Origin of the sequence: Micromonospora profundi, assembly GCF_011927785.1 — a bacterium.
In the GTDB taxonomy this organism is placed as follows: domain Bacteria; phylum Actinomycetota; class Actinomycetes; order Mycobacteriales; family Micromonosporaceae; genus Micromonospora; species Micromonospora profundi.
In genome coordinates, this window is sequence record NZ_JAATJK010000001.1 from 4,263,385 (window position 1) to 4,277,707 (window position 14,323).

The following is a 14,323-nucleotide window of genomic DNA, read 5'->3' on the forward strand; positions in this document are numbered from 1 at the left end:
TCACGTGACCCGCACCGCCGACCAGCCGTGGAGGGCGACCAACCGCCGGGTCCGTCGCTGTCTTGCCGTTTTCGTCGTGGCTGCCCTGCTGACCGCCGGCTGCACATTGCCGGCGTTCGCGCCGCGCACCGACGTGGCGGGCGAGGCGGCACCGGCCGGCAGTTCGGCGACCTGGCGGCCCTGCCCGGAGGTGGCCGAGGATCTGGTCGGCCGGGGCGCGCCGGACATGCGCTACGAGTGCGCCCGGATCGCGGTCCCCCGGGACTGGGGCAACGGCACCGGAGCGACCGCTGGGCCGGGCGCCGGCGAGACCTTCGAGGTCGCCCTGTTGCGGGCACGGTCCAGCAAGCAGCGCGACCGGATCGGCTCACTCGTCGTCAACCCCGGCGGGCCGGGTGGGTCCGGTGTGGACACCGCCGTCTACCTCTCCTTCGGCACCCAGTTCGGTGGGCTGCCCAGCTCGATCACCGAACGCTTCGACATTGTCGGTTTCGACCCGCGCGGGGTGGCCCGGTCCAGCCCGGTGAAGTGCATCTCCGACGCCGACCTGGACGCCAGCTTCGGCTACGACCCCGATCCGGCGAGCCAGGCGTCGTTCGACGGCTTCATCGGGCTGAGCCAGCGGATCGGGCGCGGCTGCGGCGACCGCTACGGCGACCAGTTGCCGCTGTACGGCAGCGAGCAGGCCGCCCGGGACATGGACGCGGTCCGCGCGGCAGTTGGCGACGACAAGCTCACCTACCTGGGCTACTCCTACGGCACCCTGCTCGGCGCCATCTACGCCCAGCTCTACCCGCAGCGGGTGCGCGCGCTTGTGCTCGACGGCGCTGTCGACCCGCAGCAGCGGCTGATTGCCGGCTCGGAGAGCCAGGCCCGCGGCTTCGAGCGGGCCTTCGACAACTTCGCCCGTTGGTGCGCCGCGAACGCCGCCCGCTGCCCGATCGCCCCGGACGCCCGCGCCGCTGTCACCTCGGCCATCGACAAGGCCAAGGTCTCCCCGGTACGCGGCGACGACGGGCGCGAGGCCACCGCCGGCTGGGTGTTCTACGCGGTCATCTCGTCGCTCTACACCGAGTCGGGCTGGCAGCAGTTGGCCCAGGCCATCGACCGGCTGGCCGAGGGCGACCCGAAGGACGTGTTCCGGCTCGCCGACTCGTACGCCGGCCGGGAGAGCGACGGGCACTACTCGAACCTGTTCGACGCCAACCTCGCGATCAACTGCGCCGACGAGACCGAGAAGCCGAGCCGCGACGAGATCCGCCAGTTGCAGTCGCAGTGGCGCACGAAGTATCCGCTGTTCGGTCCTGCGCTCGCGGTGGGCATGTTGAGTTGCGTGGAGTGGCCGGGCGGGCGTGACCCGTACCCGACCGGGAAGGCCGACGGCGCACCACCGATCGTGGTGGTCGGCACCACCGGCGACCCGGCGACGCCCTACGAGCAAACCCCGCGCCTCGCGTCGATGCTTGGCGTGGGCCGGGTCCTCACCTGGGAGGGCGAGGGGCACACCGCCTACCCGCAGACCGCCTGCATCACCGACGCGGTGGACGCGTACCTGCTCGACCTGACCGTCCCGCGGGAGGGCCTGCGCTGCCCGGCGCGCTGAATGGTGTGGCAGGCTCACCGGCATGAGCGACATGATCTTCCGGGAGGCGACCCGGGCCGACCTGCCCGCCGTCATCGCACTGCTCGCCGACGACGTCCTGGGCAGGGCCCGCGACTTCACCGCTGTCGACGAGGCGTACGAGAGGGCGTTCGCGGCCATCGACGCGGACCCGCGCAACCAGCTGATCGTCGCGGAGCAGGACGGTGACCTGGTCGGCTGCCTCCAGATCACCTATATCCCAGGCCTCAGCCGGCACGGTGCCGAGCGGTCCCTGATCGAGTCGGTCCGGGTCCGCTCCGACCGGCGTGGGCAAGGGCTGGGCCGGGACCTGATGACCTGGGCGATCGGCCAGGCCCGGCAGCGCGGCTGCGCGCTGGTGCAGCTCACCGCCGACAAGACCCGCGCCGACGCGCACCGCTTCTACCTGGGCCTCGGTTTCGTGGCCAGCCACGAGGGCATGAAGCTCGCGCTCTGACCCACGTGGCCGGCCGCCGTACGCGGGTCAGCTGTCCACCAGGCGACCATCCCGCAAGACGAGTACGCGGTCGGCGAGGTCGATCAGGGCCGGGTCGTGCGTGGCAACCAGTGCCGTCATCCCCCTGGCGTGTACGACGGCGCGCAGGAGGTCCATGATGGACCGTCCGGTCTCCGAGTCCAGCTGGCCGGTGGGTTCGTCGGCGATGAGCAGGTCCGGCTCGTTGGCGAGGGCGCGGGCGACCGCCACCCGCTGCTGCTGCCCTCCGGAGAGTTCGTAGGGGCGCTGCGCCGCGTGCCCGCCCAGGCCGACAAGTTCCAGCAGCACCGCGACCCGCTGCTCCCGTTCGGCGGCCGGCACCTGCGCGAGCCGCAGCGGCACGCCGACGTTCTCGGCTGCGGAGAGGATCGGCACCAACCCGAAGGTCTGGAACACGAACCCGACGGTGCCCCGGCGCAGCCGTAGCAGCTCCGCCTCGCCGGCCGCGCTCACCTCGTGCCCGGCCACCACCACCTGACCGCTGTCCGGCTGGTCCAGCCCGCCGATGATGTTCAGCAGCGTCGTCTTGCCCGCGCCGGATCGGCCGCGAATGGCTACCAACTCGCCACGGTTGGCGCGGAACGAGACGTCCCGCACCGCGTGCACGGCGTGCTCACCGCGACCGAAGGTCCGGCTCACACCGCTGACCCGGACCAGTTCGTCAGAGTGCCCCCCGGGCGCACCGCCGAGCGGGGCCGCTCCCGTCACCATCATGTCCCGACGGCTCACGCCCGTGCCTCCCGTTCCTCCGACGCCCGGTCACCGGGCCGTACCTGCACATGGTCGGGCTCCAGATCGAGCCGGACCCGCTCCTTCAGCGACAGCGCGTCGACGAACGCCGCGGGCAACTGCATCCGGCCGTTGCGGTCCAGCACCGCGTACTCCTCGCTGACCAGCTCGGTGTTGCCGTCCGCGCCGACACGCGCGGTCCGGCGTACCTCGGAGGCGGTTCGACCGTCGCGGATCGCGACGGTCCGGCGGACCTGGCTGGCCACGGCGTGGTCGTGGGTGACGACGACGATGGTGACGCCCAGCTCGGCGTTGATGGTGCGCAACGCCGCGAAGACCTCAGCGCCGGTCGCCTCGTCCAGCTCACCTGTGGGTTCGTCGGCGAAGAGCACCTCGGGGTCGTTGGCAACCGCCACGGCAACTGCGCACCGCTGCTGCTCGCCGCCGCTGAGCTGACCGGGCCGCCGGTCGGCGCAGTAGCCCACGCCGACCATGTCGAGCAGTTCCCGAGCCCGTGCCCGGCGGGCCTTGCGGGACCGCTTGCCGGCCAACTGCATCGGCAGCTCGACGTTCTCCAGGGCGGTCAGGTACGGCAGCAGGTTGCGGCCGGTCTGCTGCCAGACGAACCCGACAAGCTCGCGCCGGTAACTCAACCGCCGCTTGGCCGACAGCGAGAGCAGGTCGTAGTCGGCCACCCGGGCGATGCCTGCGGTGGGCGTGTCCAGGCCGGAGAGGATGTTGAGCAGAGTGGACTTGCCCGAGCCGGACGCGCCAACGATCGCCAGCAGTTCACCCCTGTCGATCACCAGGTCGAGACCCTGGAGGGCGACGACCTCCACCCCCTCGGTCTTGAAGATGCGCACCAGGCCGTCGCAGACGATGTGGCCGCGCAGCCGGTCCTCGCCACCGGCCCGTTCGGCGGCACGTTGCGCGGCCCGCCGCTGAAGGGCGGCCAGGTCCGGCATGGGTTCGGTCTGTGCGGTAGCGGTCATCTCAGCTCTCCTCTCCGAGCCGGAGCACCTCACCGAGGCGCAACCGGCGGTTGTTAAGCGCTTCGACGGTGACCGCGAAGCCGAGGGCGACCGCCCCGAGCGCGAACACAGCGGCGACGAGGCCGGGCTCGAAGGCCACCCGGACAGGTACGCCACCGGTGAACGCGGACAGGCCGAGCACCGGGTTGAGCAGCAGGGGCAGTAGCGCCCCGACGAGCGCGCCGGTCAGCACCGACGTGCCGACCAGCGGGGTCAACTCGACAAGCAGCAGTCCTCGCCACTGCCTGCGGGACAGGCCGAGGGTGCGCAGCCGGGACAGCACCTGACCCCGGTCTCGCGCGCCGGCCAGCACTGTGAACGCGATGGCGAGCAGCCCGAGCACGGTGCCGCCGACCGCGCCGGCGACGAATCCGAAGGCCAGCACGCCGTTCGCGCCACCGTCGCCAAGATCCCGCCGGACACCGTCGCGGGTGTCGACAGTCGCCCCGAGGAACCGTTCCCGGCCAGTCACCGTTCCGTCGCGCAGGTAGCGCTCCTGCCCCTGGTCGCCGGCCTGGCGCAACGCCTCTGCGTCCAGCCGGTCCCCGGCGACCAGCAGGCTTGTGGGCACCGGCTCGGTGGTGCGGGCCGGCAGCGCCTGCCAGGGCAGGATCACGAACCGGCCGGCACCCTCCGACAGCAGCGGGAAGGTGTCCTGCGAACCGGCGATACGGAACTCGTACCGCTCGCCCTGCACCGAGACGAACGCCGAACGGTCCAGACCCACCCGGGTCAGGTCGGCGGCGACCGCCGGGGAGACGATGGCCGGCAGTGGCCCGGACGCCTGCTCGGCGCTGCGCAGCACGGCCGGTAGCGGCACGACCACACCGGACTCCCGGCTGACCGTGCTCAGGCCCGAACCGTCCACAAGCAGCACCTGCACCGGCCCGACCCGCGCGTCGGTGCCGAGGGCGTCGGCGGCCAATCGCTGGTCCGGCTCGTCCGCCACCCGGGTGACGGCGCTGACGCCGGGCAGCTGACTCACCGCGTCGAGGGTGTCCGGGGCGAGACGTTCGCCGCGGACAATCGCGTCGGCCGGGACTGTCCGCTCGACGGCCCGATCCCTGCTGGCGTCGACACCGGCGGCGACGACAGCGCAGAACGCCGCGGTGCCGATCGCCAGTACCACGACCACAAGGGGGGCGGCGACAGCGGAGCGGCCGGCCCGCGCGGTGCCGAGGAACGTCACGCTGCCCCTGGTCCGCGCGGCGAGCCGGCTCACCAACCGCAAGGGCCAGGGGTACGCGCGCAGCGCCAGCACCGCCGCGGCGACAGCGAGCAGCACCGGCACCGACACCAGCAGCGGGTCCACCTCGCCGAGGGTGAGGCCGCGTCGACGCAGCAGCACCGCCGCGAGCCCGGCAAGCAGCAGCAGGGAGACCTCGATTGTGAGTCGGCGTGCCGAGGGGCGGAGCCGGACCAGGTCGCGGCGGGCCGCCCCACCGGTCGGCACCGCAAGCGTCGCCAACGGCAGCGCGAGGGTGACCAGCACCGTCACAGCGGCGGCGTACGGCGCGGTCGGGTCCGGTGCGCCGGGGAACAGGGTGCCCAGCCACCAGCCCAGCGCCGCGGCGACCGGCACCACAAGCAGTGACTCGGCGAGGCTGCGCCGGGCGCCGGCGGTGGCCGCACCTCCTCGGGCGCGCAGCAGCACGTACTCCGCGCGACGCCGCCTGGTGGCGAGGGTGGCCGCGAGCACGATCAGCCCGGCCAGGGTGGCAAGCACGCCCGCCGCGATCACCGCGAGCAGGGTCCGGGCGGCGTTCAACTGGGCGGCGAACGCCCGCAGCGGAACGTCGACCCCCTGGGTCAGTGTGAGGTCCGGCGGAGTGCTGCGCTGCATCGTCTGTAGGCCGTCGATCAACTGGTCCAGGTTGCGTGCGTCGATGGAGTTGACGCCCAGCCGGTAGCGCCAGTCGGACCGGATCGGCCAGCCCTCCGCGGCCCGCTTGTTGAATGTGGACTGGGCGACCACGCCGACGACGATCAGCGGCTGACCGTCGCCGAGCGGTTCGGTGATTCGCAGCGCCGGCGGCAGTCCGTCCCACATGCCGCTCGCCCGGTCGGTGGGGCGGAACAGCCCGGACACCGCCACCGGGACGGGGTCGATCATTGCGCCCTTGTCGTCGACGTTGCCGATGCGCAGTTGGCTGCCGGGCCGCAGGTTGAGCTTGCCGGCCACGTCGGCGTCGAGCGCCACTTCGATCGGCCGCTCCGGAATGTAGGTTTCGCTCGGCCACGCCCCGTCGACGAGAGTGCTGTTGTCCTGGACGTCGGGCATGACCCGCAGACCCAGGTCGACAAGCAGCTTGCGGGCCGCGAGGTCCGGGCCGGTGACCCGGCCCGGCATCGTCTCCACGCTGTGCCACCGCTCGGTCACCACCGAGCGCACCTGCGGCGGCATCTCCTTCGCCAAGGCGTCGAACCGCTCACGGGCGGCTCCCGTAGCGGTCTTGACCGAGGTGAAAGGCGCCTCGCCGGTGGCGTACGAGAGATCCCGGCGGGCGGCCGGCTCACTGTTCAGTTGCGCCCGTAGGCCCTGTTCGGCGAGCCGGTTGACGAGCCGGGGAACTCCGCTGACAAGCAGCGTGACCACCAGGGTCAGCACCGCCAGGAGCAGGAACTGCCCGCCGTACGCCCGGACCCGGCGGACGACCGCGCCGATGCTCATCGTTCTCCCCCGATTCGCAGCTGCACCGCCGCCACCCGCTTGCGGATGCCGGTGGCGATGAACGCGCTGAAGGCGAGCGCCGCCAGCAGCAGTCCGGCCGCGGTCAACCCGACCGGCACCCAGGGCAGCACGAACGCCGCCGAAGGCACCGGTCGGCCGGCGGCCGGGGTGAGGATGACAAGGGGAGCCATGGTGGCCCCCACCACGGCACCGAGCAGCAGCCCGACCCCCACGCCGATGCCGGCGAGGAATGTCTGTTCGGCAAGCATCGCCCGGGCCAGCAGCCGAGGTGTCGCACCGAGGGTGTGCAGCACCGCGAACTCGCCGAGCCGGCGTCTGGCGGTGGCCCACACGTCGACCATGAGACCGACAAGGGCGAGCAGCACCGCACCGAGCGCGGCGGCGAGCATTCCCGTGCGTGACCCCCGCCAGTACGGGTCGTCGGCAGCGGCCTCGGCCACTGTCCGGCGTTCCAGGACTGTCACCCCGGGCAGGTCGGCGGCGGCGCTGGCGGCAGCCGACGCGTCGTCGGTGCCGAGCCACCACTCCGGCACCGACCGGATCGTTCCGCCGTCACGGATCAGGGCGTTCACCGCGGCGGGCAGGTCGAGCAGCACGCCCTCGCCGGTGGTGGTGGGCACGGATTCCAGTTCGCCGACCAGCCGCGTCAGCACGGACACGCCGGAGAGGGCAAGGGTGACGGTGTCGCCGGTGCGCAGGCTCAGCGCGTCGCGTACTCCGGCGGTCATCAGGACCGGCACGGGCTCGGCCACCCCGGCGGGCACGATGGCGAAGCGGGTGGACGGTTGGTACGCGAACTGCCCTCCGGGGATCACGTCCACCGGGCGGTCGGCGAGGACACGGGTGCCGGTGGACGTCGCCCGGTGGCCCGGCCCGTCCCCCGTCGTCGCCATCCAGTTGCCGGTCAGGTTGGCCGGCCGGGCGGTGCCGTCCGCGCCGACGAGGGCCAACCCTTCCACGTCGAGCCGGTACGAGTCGCCGGCCGCCCGTCCTCCGTCGGCCTCGAAGCCGGCCAGCCTCAGCGGTGCCCCTCCGACGTCGGGCAGTGTCACTGTGAACGTGGCGGACCGCCCGTCACTCGTGGCCTCGACCGCCGGCAGTCGCAGGGCCAGCCCGTCGGCGCTTGTGAACAGCAGCGCCACCGCGATCCGATGGGGTCGGAAGGCCCTTTCGACGGGGGTGCGGACCGTACCGGTGACCGCGCGGGTGCCGGCGGGCAGTTCGATCCCGACGGGAGCGCCGCGTGCCTGGAGCATCCGCTTGTAGCTCTCCGACGCCGACCCGTCGGTGAGGCGGTCGGCGAGCAGGACGACGCCGGGCGCCCCGGCGGGGTCGATGCCGATCACCGTGGTGGGCAGGTTCTGCCTTCCGACCCGCACCTCGTCGCGCCACGCCGGCAGCGCCTGGGCCACGCCGGGCAGCGCGGCGAGTTCGCCGGCCCGGGTGGGCGGGGCGGAACCGGTCCGCTCGGTCACCCGCAGGTCCGCGCCGACGGTGTGGCTGGCCTGCTCGACCTGGGACCGCTCACCGGTGCTGACCAGGGACCAGGCGAGGGTGCTGCCGCCGACGGCGAGGGCGAGGAGCAGCACCGGTCCGGCGTGTGGACGCCGGCCGGCCTGCCACATGCCGAGCATGGTGGCCGTCCAGGGCCGCGGGTCGACGAACCGCTCGGCGAACCGGGTGACCGGTGGGAGCACCCGCAGCGCCAGCACGGCGCCGGCCAGCACGCCGAGCGTGGGCGCGGCCACCAGCAGTGGATCGAGCCCGAGGCTGGCGCCCGAGCCGGCCAGTGGTGACGCGTACTGGCGCAGCTGCACCCAGGCCAGCAGGGCGAGCGCCACCAGTACCAGGTCGACGCTTGCCCGCTGGACGCTCGCCGCCCGGTTCGGTCGGGACCTGGCGGCCATGTCGGCCACGTAGGTGCCGGCGCCGCGCAGCGTGGGCGCGACCATTGCCACCAGGCAGCCGGCGGCGGTCGCCGCGGCAGCCGCCCAGATCAGTGTGGTGTTTCCGCCGGCAGAGGACAGTTCGGCTGCCCCGCCGGGTTTGACGAAGCGCAGCGCCTCCCCGGCGATCACCGGCCCGAGCAGGGCCGCCGGGGCGATCACCAGGGTCGCCTCCCGGGCGGCAAGGCCTGCCAGTTGCCGGCGTGCGGCGCCACGGGCGCGCAGCAGCGCGGTCTGCGGGCGGCGGTCCTCGTGCAGCAGGGCGGCGACAAGCACCAGCGCGTACCCGCCGAGCACCAGGATGAGCAGCAGCGGGGTGGCCAGCGCGGACCGGCCGACCAGGTCGGCACGGGCGATCCGGTCCAGCAGCTGATCCATCTTGGTCAACGACTGCGCCGACGTGCCCAACTGCGCCGCCTCGGGCACCGCAGTCACGGCCTCCGTCATGGCCGCCCGCACCGCCGGCAGGTCAGCGGCGTCGATGCCGCCGAGGTCCGGTTCGGCCAGCCAGGCCGCCGACACCGAGCCCGGGAAGGTGGCCGCGAAGTCGGCCGGGTCCAGCGCGAACGGCCCGTACGAGGTGCCCGAGCCGGCGCTGCCCGCGCCCACACCGGGGGCCAGCAGCCAGTACGCCTCGGTGGGGTCGCGGGGCCGCCAGGTGCCGGCGAGTACCAGTTGGCTGGCCCGCTCGGTGGCACGGTCGCGCAGCGGGATCCGCTCCCCGACTGCCAGGCCCAGTGCGGTGGCGACCCGTTCCGGCAGGCTGACCTGGACCGGCGTCGCGCCGGCACGGGGCCACGCTCCGCTTGTCAGCTCGGCGTGCCCGGCCAGGTCGTCGAGGGTGGCCAGGTTCGCGAAGATCGGCTCGTCGCCGGCGCGGGGCACGGACCCGAGGTCGCCTGTCAGCTCCCGGCCCGTGCCGTACCGGGCGGCGGAGACGGTGACCGGCACGCCGGCGAGCCCGTCGACGAACTCGGCACGCACCGCCTGGTCGCGGGTGGCGAACTCGGCGGCGTCGCGCCCGCCGGAGCCGCCGACCAGCAGGCCGCGTTCCTCGGCCGGCGCGGCCTTCACCAGCGCCCGCTGCCCGGCGTCCACCGCGCGGCGGTTGTAGTCGGACAGTCCGGTGACCAACGCGACGGCGACCAGGGCGGCGATCACCGCGGCAACCAGCAGACCTCGCGCCTCGCGGGCCCGCCTCCACACCAGCTTCATCCGACGCCTCCCCTGGCCCTGGCGGGCCGACGACCTTCAAGACAGGTCATCCACCGGGAAAGGTTCGCGCCCGTTACATGATCGTTACTCCGGGAAGCCGGTTCGACTCGTGCGGCTCGGCCGTGGGCTAACTGTCGCGCCCGAGCCTGCGCCTTCCGTGCCGGATCATCCGTACCCCGAAGACGACAGCGCCCACGACGAGCGCGGCACCCAGGAGTTGCAGGCCGGGAGAGTCGTCGGCCTCGCCGTGCACGATGCCGGCGACGCCGAGGGCTGCGGCCAGGAGAGCAATGAGGTACGTCATTCGTCGACCCATTCGAGGAGGTCGCCGGGCTGGCAGTCGAGCACCCGGCACATCGCTTCCAATGTGCTGAAACGGACGGCCTTGGCGCGGCCGTTCTTCAGCACCGCCACGTTCGCCGGGGTGAGCCCGACCCGTTCGGCGAACTCGCCGACGCTCATCTTGCGCTTGGCCAACTCGACGTCGATGCGGACGATGATGGGCATCAGATCACCGCTTCCATGTCGGTCCGCAGCGTGGTGGCCTGCCGCAGCAGCGCACGCAGCACGACCATCAGGAGCCCGGCCACTGTGACCCCCACTGTCAGCAGGAACAGCAGGACCGGCAGCCCGGGATCGTCCGCGTTCAACACGACGTAGACGAAGACGGCGACCAGCACCGCCCAGGCGGCGGCGACGGCCCAGACGATGGTGTCCACCCACTTCAGGGACGCCTCGGTGAAGATGCGGTCCTTCTTGACCAGGTTGAGCAACTGCCAGGTGCACACGATCACCACCTGGACGCACACCACCCAGAAGACGGCCACGGCCGTGGCCGGCCAGCGGAGGTACGCGTCCTGCGGCGATTCCTGCGCCATGTGCGCGAACTGCCCCGGCAGGGAGAGCGTCTCGAACGGAATCAGGACCAGAAACAGCAGCACGAGGAACACGCGGAGAGCGGCTACCGCTCGATACTCGACAACCATGTATCGATCCTCGCTTGCTACCTATCGAATGTCAATCGGTTGTCGCATCTCCGGCAGCCCGCCCCGCCCGCTAGCGTGGTTTTTTCCGCTCCGAACCCGTCACGCCCGCCGCCGAACCGGACATGGAGTAGACGTGAGCTCCACGACCGAGCACGAGGATCGATTCCGGCGTGTCTACGCGGCCAACTTCGCGCCGCTGCTGGCGTACGCCGTGCGACGTGTCGAGCAACCCGAGGACGCGGCCGACGTGGTGGCCGAAACCTTCCTCGTCGCCTGGCGGCGCAGTCACCAGATGCCGCCCGACACGGAGGTACGTCCGTGGCTGTACGGCGTCGCCCGACGGGTGCTCGCCAACCACCACCGCAGCGGACTGCGCCGGGGGCGACTCGGCGACCGGCTGCGCCAACGACTCAGGGCCGTCATCGTCGCCGACCCCGGCAACGAGGTGCCCGAACGGCTCACTGTCCGGGCCGCGCTGGCCCGACTCAGCGACCAGGACCGGGAGCTGTTGATGCTGACCTTCTGGGAGGGTCTGGAGCCGCGCGAGGCCGCCGAGGTTCTGGGCATCAGCCCGGCCGCTGTCCGCACCCGGCTGTCGCGCGCACGGGGCCGGCTGCGACACCTCGTCGGTGACGACTCCGGTCCACCCGGACATGTATTCGACGTCCTGGCCGTACGCGCACCGAAGGAGGGCTGATGACTGACGAGCACCTCGACCGGATGGTCCGAGACGCCGACCCGTACCGACCCCACGCCGTTCAGCACCTCGACGGGGCCGCGCAGCACCTCCTGGAGGAGATCATGTCCACGCCGACCCTCGAACCGGTCGCCGAACCGCCGGCCAAACGCCCACGGACCCGCCGTACGCTGCTCAGCGGCCTCGCCAGCGCGGGTGTCGCCGCAGCCGTCCTCGCCGTGATCTTCACAGGCTCGGCCATGAACGTGGGTGGATCGCAGGACCGCGAATCCGCCCCGGCGGACACCCCAGCGGGAAACAAGCCGATCACCGACTGGGCGATGGTGCTCAAGGCCGCCGAGGAAAACCCGCGACTGCTGATCGACCAGCCCGGCTGGAAGGCGACCACCGTCTACGGCTTCCTGGAGGATTCGGGCACGATCAGCTTCAGCAAGGGCGACCAGGAACTGGAGATGAACTGGTATCCGGCCAACGTGTACGGCAGCTTCCACGAGGACCGGCTCAGCGTCAGCAAGCCGGAACCGGTGAAGGTCGACGGCTGGCCGGCCGAGCTGTTCACGTACAACGCGGGCGACTTCGCGGTCATGCTCGCGCCCCGCGAAGGTTCCTTCGTGGAACTCCGGACGGGAGGCGCGTGGACGCGCTCGGCGTTCGACAAGATCCTCACCCGTGTGGTCCGCGTCGACGCCCGCACCTGGCTGGCCGCGCTGCCGGCTGAGATCGTCAAGCCGGAACGGGCGAAGGAGCAGGCCGCCAAGATACTCACCGACGTGCCGCTCCCCCCGGGCTTCGACGTCACCGCACTTACCGATCTGGGCCCCAACGACGCGTACCAGTTCGGCGCCCGCGTGACGAGTCGCGTCGGCTGCGCCTGGATCAGCGAGTGGCTGCGGGCCAAGAAGGCAGGCGACGATGCCGCTCTCCAGCGGGCAAGCGACGCGCTGCGCAGCAGCCACAGGTGGCCGGTGCTCCAGGAGATGAGCAAAGAGGGCGACTGGTCGGAGGTGTTCTGGGAGACCGCCGACAAGGTGGTCGCCGGCAACCCGCCGCCCAGGTACCGGGAATCGCTCGGCTGCGAGTAGGGCTGACACCGCCCTTCTCGGTTCGGCATTCGGCTGCCGGCTGGTTCGCGGGTGGCCGACGCGCCCATACCGATCCACGCCGACCGCAACGGCGGACCAACCAGCGCGCCAGCCGCCCCTGACCATCGCCAGCGTCAGGGGCGGTTGACGCGCAGACCGTCGACGATGATCGACAGTAGTCGCGGTCCTCGGGCGTCAAGTTCGGTGTCGTCCAGTCGCGACAGCCAACTGATGAGCACGATGACGTCGCGGGCTTCGGCATCGACGCGGATGCTGCCGTCGGAGCGGCCGGCTGCCAGCAGCACTTCCACCGCCTCACCGATCGGGCCGAGACTGTGGGCGGCGAGGTCACGCCATGTCGCCGCCTCGACCGCGGCGAACACGTCGCGTTTGACGCGGGCGTAGGCGGCCACCCGGTCGAACCATGCCGCCAACGCCTCCAGCGGCGGGCGGGCCGCCAACAGATCGGGGGCCGCGGCGACCAGGTCGTCCACCTCGCGGCGGTACACCTCGGCGAGAAGGTCCTCCCGGGTCGGGAAGTGCCGGTACAGCGTGCCCTGCCCGATGCCGCACGCCTTCGCGACGGCGTTGAGCCTCAGCTCACCCGGCTCGTGCACCAACTCGCGGGCCGCGCGGAGGATCCGTTCGCGGTTGCGCCGTGCGTCGGCACGTGGCGCCCCGACACCTTTGACAGAAGCGGACACGTGTCCGCTATCATCGCCACCGTAACCGGACATGTGTCCAGTCTAGCGTGAGGATCCCCATGACCATCCACGGCAAGGTCGTCGCGATCACCGGTGCCAGCAGCGGAATCGGTGCGGCAACAGCTCGTCACCTCGCTTCACTCGGGGCGTCCGTCGTCCTCGGCGCCCGTCGAACCGACCGGCTCGACCGCCTGGTCGCCGAGATCGAAAGCACCGGCGGTACGGCGGCCGCCACCCGGGTGGACGTCACGACGCCCGAGGACCTGCAGTCGCTGGTCGCCCTCGCCGTCGAACGCTTCGGTCGCCTGGACGTCCTGGTGGGCAACGCCGGGGTCAGCAGGATCAGCCTGATGGCCGACTTGGACGTCGAGGGCTGGTCGGCGATGGTCGACGTGAACCTCAAGGGCATCCTGCACGGGATCGCCGCCGCGCTGCCCGTGTTCAACCGCCAGGGCAGCGGTCACCTCGTCACGGTCGTCTCGACCTCCGGCCTGAAGATCGTCCCCACCCAGGCGGTGTACGCCGGCACGAAGAACGCGGTCCGCACCCTGCTGGAGGGACTGCGGCAGGAGAGCACCACCGGGGCTCTGCGGACGACGTCGATCTCCCCCGGCTACGTCAAGACCGAACTCATCGACAACGCAGTCGACGATCCCGCCGTACGCGAGCAGGCCAGGCAGAACATGAGCGATCTCGGCATCGACCCCGTAGCGGTCGCCCGCGCGATCGCCTTCGTGATCGATCAACCCGACGACGTCGAGATCGGAGACCTGACCATCCGACCAACTCGCCAGGGCTGAACGAAACACAATCCACTGTGGAACGGCCAGGTGATGGATTGAGGTAGACACTGCCAAGCAGCCATCGAAGCGGTCGTAGCCCAACTGGCGCGGCGGCCCCGGATGTCTCCGGCTCGCTGGCGCTGCCGCGCCACGGGGCCTAACACCAATCGATCCGTTGAGCCACTGAGCGCCCCGGCCAACTGCCCGCACACCAAGCCACTGAGGCCACCGAGCAATCCTCGCGACGCCCTCGGCGTTGCGCATCGCGTTGACGCCCACGGCGCGGATCGGAGCGGGCAGCGCGAGGCCTTCACCCACCGGGTGCCTGGGTTACGCGCGCCG

At 71.9% G+C, this 14,323-nt stretch carries 13 protein-coding genes; 5 read left to right on the forward strand and 8 right to left on the reverse strand.

Annotated elements, in window-relative coordinates; all coding sequences use genetic code 11:
* Positions 1 to 76 precede the first annotated feature (76 nt).
* Both F4558_RS18695 and F4558_RS18700 read left to right on the forward strand, forming a co-directional pair.
* Positions 77 to 1,603 carry an alpha/beta hydrolase gene (locus tag F4558_RS18695; RefSeq protein WP_167947557.1) on the forward strand — a complete coding sequence of 509 codons (1,527 nt, stop codon included), beginning with the start codon at positions 77 to 79 and terminating at the stop codon, positions 1,601 to 1,603.
* A gap of 22 nt (positions 1,604 to 1,625) precedes the next feature.
* Entirely contained in the window at positions 1,626 to 2,078 is a 453-nt protein-coding gene (locus F4558_RS18700; RefSeq protein WP_053653511.1) for a GNAT family N-acetyltransferase, read from the forward strand.
* 27 nt (positions 2,079 to 2,105) lie between these two features.
* On the opposite strand, the gene F4558_RS18705 is transcribed toward F4558_RS18700, so the two are convergent.
* From F4558_RS18705 to F4558_RS18735, 7 genes are all read right to left on the reverse strand, one after another.
* Positions 2,106 to 2,828 carry an ABC transporter ATP-binding protein gene (locus F4558_RS18705; RefSeq protein WP_157552369.1) on the reverse strand — a complete coding sequence of 241 codons (723 nt, stop codon included), beginning with the start codon at positions 2,826 to 2,828 and terminating at the stop codon, positions 2,106 to 2,108.
* 14 nt (positions 2,829 to 2,842) lie between these two features.
* Positions 2,843 to 3,838 carry an ABC transporter ATP-binding protein gene (locus F4558_RS18710; RefSeq protein ID WP_167945321.1) on the reverse strand — a complete coding sequence of 332 codons (996 nt, stop codon included), beginning with the start codon at positions 3,836 to 3,838 and terminating at the stop codon, positions 2,843 to 2,845.
* A gap of 1 nt (position 3,839) precedes the next feature.
* On the reverse strand, positions 3,840 to 6,548 hold the full coding sequence (locus tag F4558_RS18715; RefSeq protein WP_053653509.1) for an FtsX-like permease family protein: 2,709 nt from the start codon (positions 6,546 to 6,548) through the stop codon (positions 3,840 to 3,842).
* On the reverse strand, positions 6,545 to 9,730 hold the full coding sequence (locus tag F4558_RS18720; RefSeq protein ID WP_167945323.1) for an FtsX-like permease family protein: 3,186 nt from the start codon (positions 9,728 to 9,730) through the stop codon (positions 6,545 to 6,547). The genes F4558_RS18715 and F4558_RS18720 overlap by 4 nt, the downstream gene beginning before the upstream one ends.
* Positions 9,731 to 9,857: 127 nt before the next feature.
* Positions 9,858 to 10,034, reverse strand: a complete 177-nt coding sequence (locus F4558_RS18725) for a hypothetical protein (protein ID WP_167945325.1) — start codon at positions 10,032 to 10,034, stop codon at positions 9,858 to 9,860.
* Positions 10,031 to 10,237 (reverse strand): helix-turn-helix domain-containing protein, encoded by a 207-nt coding sequence (locus F4558_RS18730; protein ID WP_053653506.1) that lies wholly within the window; start codon positions 10,235 to 10,237, stop codon positions 10,031 to 10,033. The genes F4558_RS18725 and F4558_RS18730 overlap by 4 nt, the downstream gene beginning before the upstream one ends.
* Positions 10,237 to 10,716, reverse strand: coding sequence for a DUF2975 domain-containing protein (locus F4558_RS18735; protein ID WP_167945327.1), 480 nt, complete (start codon positions 10,714 to 10,716; stop codon positions 10,237 to 10,239). The genes F4558_RS18730 and F4558_RS18735 overlap by 1 nt, the downstream gene beginning before the upstream one ends.
* A gap of 133 nt (positions 10,717 to 10,849) precedes the next feature.
* On the opposite strand from F4558_RS18735, the gene F4558_RS18740 reads away from it, so the two are divergent.
* Positions 10,850 to 11,413, forward strand: coding sequence for an RNA polymerase sigma factor (locus F4558_RS18740; RefSeq protein WP_053653504.1), 564 nt, complete (start codon positions 10,850 to 10,852; stop codon positions 11,411 to 11,413).
* Positions 11,413 to 12,495, forward strand: coding sequence for a hypothetical protein (locus F4558_RS18745; protein ID WP_053653503.1), 1,083 nt, complete (start codon positions 11,413 to 11,415; stop codon positions 12,493 to 12,495). Before F4558_RS18740 ends, F4558_RS18745 begins: the two co-directional genes overlap by 1 nt.
* 134 nt (positions 12,496 to 12,629) lie before the next feature.
* On the opposite strand, the gene F4558_RS18750 is transcribed toward F4558_RS18745, so the two are convergent.
* A complete protein-coding gene (locus F4558_RS18750) occupies positions 12,630 to 13,199 on the reverse strand; it encodes a TetR/AcrR family transcriptional regulator (protein ID WP_053653502.1) in 570 nt (189 codons plus the stop codon).
* Positions 13,200 to 13,258: 59 nt separating this feature from the next.
* Between F4558_RS18750 and F4558_RS18755 the strand changes: the two genes are divergently transcribed.
* Positions 13,259 to 13,999, forward strand: a complete 741-nt coding sequence (locus F4558_RS18755; protein WP_053653501.1) for an SDR family oxidoreductase — start codon at positions 13,259 to 13,261, stop codon at positions 13,997 to 13,999.
* Positions 14,000 to 14,323: the final 324 nt, after the last annotated feature.

Excerpts from the sequence above, each read along its gene's own strand:
- F4558_RS18700 (WP_053653511.1), top strand. The coding sequence starts at position 1,626 with ATGAGCGACATGATCTTCCGGGAGGCGACCCGGGCCGACCTGCCCGCC.
- F4558_RS18705 (WP_157552369.1), bottom strand. The coding sequence starts at position 2,828 with ATGGTGACGGGAGCGGCCCCGCTCGGCGGTGCGCCCGGGGGGCACTCT.
- F4558_RS18710 (WP_167945321.1), bottom strand. The coding sequence starts at position 3,838 with ATGACCGCTACCGCACAGACCGAACCCATGCCGGACCTGGCCGCCCTT.
- F4558_RS18715 (WP_053653509.1), bottom strand. The coding sequence starts at position 6,548 with ATGAGCATCGGCGCGGTCGTCCGCCGGGTCCGGGCGTACGGCGGGCAG.
- F4558_RS18720 (WP_167945323.1), bottom strand. The coding sequence starts at position 9,730 with ATGAAGCTGGTGTGGAGGCGGGCCCGCGAGGCGCGAGGTCTGCTGGTT.
- F4558_RS18725 (WP_167945325.1), bottom strand. The coding sequence starts at position 10,034 with ATGACGTACCTCATTGCTCTCCTGGCCGCAGCCCTCGGCGTCGCCGGC.
- F4558_RS18730 (WP_053653506.1), bottom strand. The coding sequence starts at position 10,237 with ATGCCCATCATCGTCCGCATCGACGTCGAGTTGGCCAAGCGCAAGATG.
- F4558_RS18735 (WP_167945327.1), bottom strand. The coding sequence starts at position 10,716 with ATGGTTGTCGAGTATCGAGCGGTAGCCGCTCTCCGCGTGTTCCTCGTG.
- F4558_RS18745 (WP_053653503.1), top strand. The coding sequence starts at position 11,413 with ATGACTGACGAGCACCTCGACCGGATGGTCCGAGACGCCGACCCGTAC.
- F4558_RS18755 (WP_053653501.1), top strand. The coding sequence starts at position 13,259 with ATGACCATCCACGGCAAGGTCGTCGCGATCACCGGTGCCAGCAGCGGA.